Raw genomic sequence first — 5,721 nt, 5'->3', positions numbered from 1 at the left:
TTTCGCGCCTGCTCAATCGCGGCGGCTTCACCCGCCATGCCGAACTGGCGGTGCTTGGCGCCCTGCGGCAAGGCGTGCCGGTCGCGCTGGTCATAGCCGATCTCGATCATTTCAAGAGCGTCAACGACAGCTTCGGCCATGCGTCCGGCGACCGGGTGATCGAGACTTTTGCAGGCTTCCTGCGTGAAGCCGCCGCCGCGCATCACGTTGCCGGCCGCATTGGCGGCGAGGAGTTCGCCATCATCCTGCCGGGAACCAACCTTGCCGCGGCGCGGCTGTTCGCCGAGGGGACGCGCAGCGCCTTCGGCGCGCTGCCCATAGACGGACTGCCGGCTGACAACCGCTGCACCGCGAGCTTCGGCGTCGCCGAACTCCATGCGAGCGAAGACTTTGCCGATCTGATGCGGCGGGCCGACCAGGCGCTCTATCAGGCGAAGAATGCCGGGCGCGATTGCGTGCGCGTCTCCGTCGGGCCTGCCGGCAACTGGTCGTCAGCCGGAACGGAAGCTAACGGCAGGGGCTGAGTTCGGGCATCTCGCCGTCGGAGAGGCCGTACATATAGGAGCGGCCCTTCACCAGCACCGGCGGCCGGTAGCAATCGCTATAACCGCCGATTTCGTCGGCTTCGTTCTCGTAGATCACCTTGGGCTGGCCGGCGCTGGTGTAGTCGGAGAGCTGCTTGGCCAGCCTGCCTTGGCCGACGATGATGCGCTTGTAGCCGGCGGCGCTGTCGACGACGAGGTTGCCGAAGGAATCGGCGTAGACGCGATCCTGATGCCGTGCGCCGGCAAGCGCTGGCGCTGCAAGGCCGGCGACCGAGGCTGCTACGACGAGCGCCGCAAGGCGCGATTTGCCCGAATTCGAACGCATGGCGTCCTCCGTGTCTTGAGGGAAAGCCTCCTCGAATCAGAAATTAACGGTTTCTTAACCTTTGTTAAGAGGCCGGCGCGTTTGGCGGCGATGTCTCGGTAAACATGGTTAATATCCGTTAATATCCGACTGGATGGAAAACCCGGTGGCCATCATTCGGCCATGCTTGGCCGCACCATCGCGGCGGCGTCCGCCTTGGCGTCGGGACGATCGTGATCTGGACAAAGCATCGTGGCCGCTTGCCGCGCGGGAGGACAGCATATGGCGCTACGCCGGCCGATTTGGGTGTCCGTTTTCCCGTTGCTCGGTGTCGTCGCTGCCTGTGTGCCGCAAGACAGCGCGCCGAAGGCAGCCAATACCGTCGTCGTCTCACCTGCGCCGGCCCAGCAGTCCGTCGCAGCCGCGGTGCCTCCGGCAGCTGCACCCAAGATCATCACCGACCTTACCGCGCCGCGACCAGGCATAGGCACGGCCACCTATAGATGCGGCAACAACGGTATGATTTTCATCCAAAATCTAGGCACGTCGTTGCGTGTGGTCGGGTCCGACGGCGCGACCGAGGAGTTTGCGGCGTCGCCTGCCAACCAGAGCAGCCGCTACCAGGCGGCCACGCATGACGCAATCGTGATCGACGGGCGCGAGGCGCTGGTGATGAAGAAGGGATCGACGCCGCAGACCTGCAAACGCTGACGCCAGTCTCACCACCGCTGGGCCCTGGAGCCAGATATGTTGCACTGCAGCGATATCGAGCCGGCTTCAGGCCTTCCCAGCCTAATCGATTGAAGCCAAAGCCCGCCTTTTAGTCAGACTAAATTACGTTTTCGAAACGGTTTTCTGGCTTTGACGCGGTGCAAAAAGAGCATTAGAAACCGGCTGTCCGAAGTCGCAACCGGAAGCGGCAATGCCGCATTTCCACCTGAGGCTCCAGAGAGACGCCGAACTGGGGGAGCCATGAGCAAATCACCAGCCACCCGCGAATTTGCCAGACGTGAACGGCCGATTTCGCCGCACCTCACCGTGTACCGGCCGCCGATCACCATGACGATGTCGATCATTCACCGCATCACCGGCGGCGCGCTGTATTTCGGCACGCTGCTGGTCGCCCTGTGGCTGATGGCGGCGGCAAGCTCGCAGGCGACCTTCGATTGGGCCAATTCGGCCTTCGGCACCTGGCTCGGCCGGATCATCCTGTTCGGCTACACCTGGGCGCTGATGCATCATATGCTGGGCGGCGTACGGCACCTCATCTGGGACACGGGCGCGGGCCTGGAAAAGCATACCGCCTCGAAGATCGCCTGGGCGACGCTGGCCGGCTCGATCCTGCTCACGCTGCTGATCTGGATCGCCGGCACCATGGCGCGGGGAGCTTGATGATGAGCGGCAAAAACACCGACATGCGCACGCCGCTGGCGAGGGTCCGCGGCCTCGGCTCCGCCCGCGAGGGCACCGGGCATTTCTGGCGCCAGCGCCTGACCGCGATCGCCAACATCCCGCTGATCCTGTTCTTCGTCGGTTTCCTGATCGCGCTCAACGGCGCCGACCACGAGCATGTGCGGGCAGCCCTTGCCAACCCGTTCGTGGCGCTGGTGATGGCCCTGGTGCTCATCTCCGGTCTCACCCATATGCGGATCGGCATGCAGGTGATCATTGAGGATTACGTGCATGGCGAAGGCATGAAGCTGGCGCTGATCGCGCTCAATACATTTTTCACCATAGCGGTCGGCGTCGCCTCGATCTTCGCCCTGCTCAAGCTGGCATTCGGAGGCTGAGTTGGCCAAGGACGCGAAACAAGCCAACACGGCAGGCTATACCCTTGTCGACCACAAGTTCGACGTGGTGGTCGTTGGCGCCGGCGGCGCCGGCCTGCGCGCCACGCTCGGCATGGCCGAACAGGGGCTGCGCACCGCCTGCATCAGCAAGGTGTTCCCGACCCGCTCGCACACGGTGGCGGCGCAAGGCGGCATTGCCGCCTCGCTGTCCAACATGGGTCCCGATTCCTGGCAATGGCACATGTACGACACCGTCAAGGGCTCGGACTGGCTGGGCGATGTCGACGCCATGGAATATCTGGTGCGCGAGGCGCCGGCCGCGGTCTACGAGCTCGAACATTACGGCGTGCCGTTTTCGCGCACCGAAGAGGGCAAGATCTACCAGCGGCCGTTCGGCGGCCACATGATGAACTATGGCGAAGGTCCCCCCGTGCAGCGCACCTGTGCCGCCGCCGACCGCACCGGGCATGCCATCCTGCATACGCTTTACGGCCAGTCGCTGAAGAACAATGCGCAGTTCTTCATCGAGTATTTCGCGCTCGACCTGATCATGGAGCCGGACGGCACCTGCACCGGTGTCGTCGCCTGGAACCTGGATGACGGCACCATCCACCGCTTCTCGGCCAAGATGGTGGTGCTGGCGACCGGCGGCTATGGCCGCGCCTATTTCTCGGCCACCTCGGCGCACACCTGCACCGGCGACGGCGGCGGCATGGCCGCGCGTGCCGGCTTTCCGCTGCAGGACATGGAGTTCGTGCAATTCCACCCGACCGGCATCTATGGCGCCGGCTGCCTGATCACCGAGGGTGCGCGCGGCGAGGGCGGCTATCTCGTCAATTCCGAGGGCGAGCGCTTCATGGAGCGCTACGCGCCGTCAGCCAAGGACCTTGCCTCGCGCGACGTCGTCTCGCGCTGCATGACGCTGGAGATCCGCGAAGGCCGCGGCGTCGGCAAGAACAAGGACCACATCTTCCTGCATCTCGACCATCTCGATCCCGCCGTCCTGCATGAGCGGCTGCCGGGCATTTCGGAATCGGCCAAGATCTTTGCCGGTGTCGACCTGACCAAGGAGCCGATCCCGGTGCTGCCCACGGTCCACTACAATATGGGCGGCGTGCCGACCAATTACTGGGGCGAGGTGCTCAATCCGACGGCGCTCAATCCAGACCAGGTGTCGCCCGGATTGATGGCTGTCGGCGAAGCCGGCTGCGCCTCCGTGCACGGCGCCAACAGGCTCGGTTCGAATTCGTTGATCGATCTTGTGGTGTTCGGCCGCGCGGCGGCGATCCGCGCCGGCCAGGTCATCGACCGCAAGTCGGCGATCCCTTCGCCCAACGAAGCCTCGGTCGAAAAGATCATGGACCGCTTCGACCGGCTGCGTTACGCCAACGGCTCGACACCGACGGCGGTGCTGCGTGAAAAGATGCAGAAGGCGATGCAGGAAGACGCGGCCGTATTCCGCACGCAGGAGTCGCTCGAAAATGGCTGTAAGCGCATTTCGCAGATCTGGGGCGAGTTGAAGGACATCAAAGTGTCCGACCGCTCGATGATCTGGAACTCCGATCTGGTCGAAACGCTGGAGCTGGAAAACCTGATGGCCAATGCCATCACCACGGTCTACAGCGCCGAGGCGCGCAAGGAGAGCCGTGGCGCGCACGCACGCGAGGACTTTTCGGCGCGCGACGACGCGGTCTGGCGCAAGCATACGCTGGCCAGGCTGAGCGAAGACGGCGAGGTGGCACTCTCCTACCGGCCGGTGCACACCGAGCCGCAGCTGGCTGAAAAGGACGGCGGCATCAGCCTCGCCAAGATCGCGCCCAAGGCCAGAGTGTATTGAGGATCGAACATGGTTGAACTCACGCTCCCCAAGAATTCGCAGATCAAGCCGGGCAAGACCTGGCCGAAGCCGGAGGGCGCCACCAATCTGCGGGAATACCGCATCTATCGCTGGTCGCCGGACGACGACGAGAACCCGCGCATCGATACCTATTTCGTCGACATGGACGACTGCGGGCCGATGGTGCTCGACGCGCTGCTGTGGATCAAGAACAAGATCGACCCGACGCTGACCTTGCGGCGTTCCTGCCGCGAAGGCATTTGCGGCTCCTGCGCCATGAACATCGACGGTTCCAACACGCTCGCCTGCACCAAGGGCTGCGACGACATTTCGGGCGCGGTAAAAGTCTACCCGCTGCCGCATATGCAGGTGGTCAAGGATCTGGTGCCCGACCTCACCAATTTCTACGCCCAGCACGCGTCGATCCAGCCTTGGCTGAAGACGGTGTCGCCGGAGCCGGCCAAGGAGTGGCTGCAGAGCCATGAGGACCGCGAGAAGCTCGACGGGCTCTATGAATGCATATTGTGCGCCTGCTGCTCGACCTCGTGCCCGAGCTATTGGTGGAACGGCGACCGCTATCTCGGCCCGGCAACGCTTCTGCAGGCCTATCGCTGGCTGATCGATAGCCGCGACGAGGCCACCGGCGAGCGGCTCGACAATCTCGAAGACCCGTTCCGGCTCTATCGCTGCCACACCATCATGAACTGCGCGCAGACCTGCCCCAAAGGCCTCAACCCGGCCAAGGCGATCGCGGAGATCAAGAAGATGATGGTGGAGAGAAGGGTTTAGGCGGTTGGTTGGTTGCCGGCGAGAGTAATCCAATGAGCGATGACCTTCCCATCCTTTCCCCTGTGGAAGCTCGCATTCTCGGCTGCCTGATCGAGAAGAAGGAGCTGACGCCGGATGTCTATCCGCTGACGCTCAACGCGGCACTGGCCGCCGCCAACCAGAAGACGGCGCGCGAGCCGGTGATGGCGCTGGAGCAGAGCGAGGTGCACCGGGGGCTGAAGCTGCTCGAACAAAAGGGGCTGGTGCGGCAGATGTTCGGTTCGCGTGTCGAGCGCTACGAGCACCAGATGGCGCAGCGCTTCTCGCTGACCACACCGCAGACCGCCTTGATCGGCTTGCTGTTGCTGCGCGGGCCGCAGACGGCCCATGAATTGTCGGCGCGCACCGAGCGCATGGCACGGTTTTCGTCGATCGAAGATTTGCGCGCCGAGCTCGACATGCTGATCGGCCGCCGAC

8 protein-coding genes are annotated in these 5,721 nt (G+C 63.8%); 7 read left to right on the top strand and 1 reads right to left on the bottom strand.

Annotated features, from left to right (window positions below):
* Positions 1–524: GGDEF domain-containing protein (locus EOA22_RS38680; protein ID WP_245478606.1), on the top strand; the 524-nt coding region annotated here is incomplete at its 5' end.
* Here the strand turns inward: EOA22_RS38680 and EOA22_RS06705 are convergent.
* A complete protein-coding gene (locus EOA22_RS06705) occupies positions 508–870 on the bottom strand; it encodes a hypothetical protein (RefSeq protein WP_024504989.1) in 363 nt (120 codons plus the stop codon). The two genes, EOA22_RS38680 and EOA22_RS06705, sit on opposite strands and share 17 nt — an antisense overlap.
* Positions 871–1,131: 261 nt before the next feature.
* Here EOA22_RS06705 and EOA22_RS06700 point away from each other — a divergent pair, with 261 nt between their 5' ends.
* The 6 genes from EOA22_RS06700 to EOA22_RS06675 form a co-directional block, all read left to right on the top strand.
* Positions 1,132–1,560 (top strand): hypothetical protein, encoded by a 429-nt coding sequence (locus tag EOA22_RS06700; RefSeq protein ID WP_063169530.1) that lies wholly within the window; start codon positions 1,132–1,134, stop codon positions 1,558–1,560.
* A gap of 261 nt (positions 1,561–1,821) precedes the next feature.
* Complete coding sequence (sdhC, locus tag EOA22_RS06695; RefSeq protein ID WP_063169529.1) at positions 1,822–2,241, top strand: succinate dehydrogenase, cytochrome b556 subunit; 420 nt, start codon at positions 1,822–1,824, stop codon at positions 2,239–2,241.
* A gap of 2 nt (positions 2,242–2,243) precedes the next feature.
* On the top strand, positions 2,244–2,639 hold the full coding sequence (gene sdhD / locus EOA22_RS06690) for a succinate dehydrogenase, hydrophobic membrane anchor protein (RefSeq protein WP_013528875.1): 396 nt from the start codon (positions 2,244–2,246) through the stop codon (positions 2,637–2,639).
* A gap of 1 nt (position 2,640) precedes the next feature.
* Positions 2,641–4,476: a succinate dehydrogenase flavoprotein subunit gene (gene sdhA, locus EOA22_RS06685; RefSeq protein WP_063169528.1), complete on the top strand. Its 1,836-nt coding sequence runs from the start codon at positions 2,641–2,643 to the stop codon at positions 4,474–4,476.
* A 9-nt stretch (positions 4,477–4,485) separates the two neighbouring features.
* Positions 4,486–5,265 (top strand): succinate dehydrogenase iron-sulfur subunit, encoded by a 780-nt coding sequence (locus EOA22_RS06680; RefSeq protein ID WP_013528877.1) that lies wholly within the window; start codon positions 4,486–4,488, stop codon positions 5,263–5,265.
* A gap of 32 nt (positions 5,266–5,297) precedes the next feature.
* On the top strand, positions 5,298–5,721 hold a 424-nt coding region (locus tag EOA22_RS06675; protein WP_164755287.1), incomplete at its 3' end, for a DUF480 domain-containing protein.

The organism is Mesorhizobium sp. M7A.F.Ca.US.014.04.1.1 (assembly GCF_003998745.1).
Classification (GTDB): Bacteria; Pseudomonadota; Alphaproteobacteria; order Rhizobiales; family Rhizobiaceae; genus Mesorhizobium; species Mesorhizobium ciceri.
Note: the sequence above shows the minus strand (reverse complement) of the source record. Positions and strands in the feature narration are given on the sequence as shown.

Coding starts and splice junctions, on each gene's coding strand:
- EOA22_RS06680 (WP_013528877.1), top strand. CDS start 4,486: ATGGTTGAACTCACGCTCCCCAAGAATTCGCAGATCAAGCCGGGCAAG.
- EOA22_RS06700 (WP_063169530.1), top strand. CDS start 1,132: ATGGCGCTACGCCGGCCGATTTGGGTGTCCGTTTTCCCGTTGCTCGGT.
- sdhD (WP_013528875.1), top strand. CDS start 2,244: ATGAGCGGCAAAAACACCGACATGCGCACGCCGCTGGCGAGGGTCCGC.
- sdhC (WP_063169529.1), top strand. CDS start 1,822: ATGAGCAAATCACCAGCCACCCGCGAATTTGCCAGACGTGAACGGCCG.
- EOA22_RS06705 (WP_024504989.1), bottom strand. CDS start 870: ATGCGTTCGAATTCGGGCAAATCGCGCCTTGCGGCGCTCGTCGTAGCA.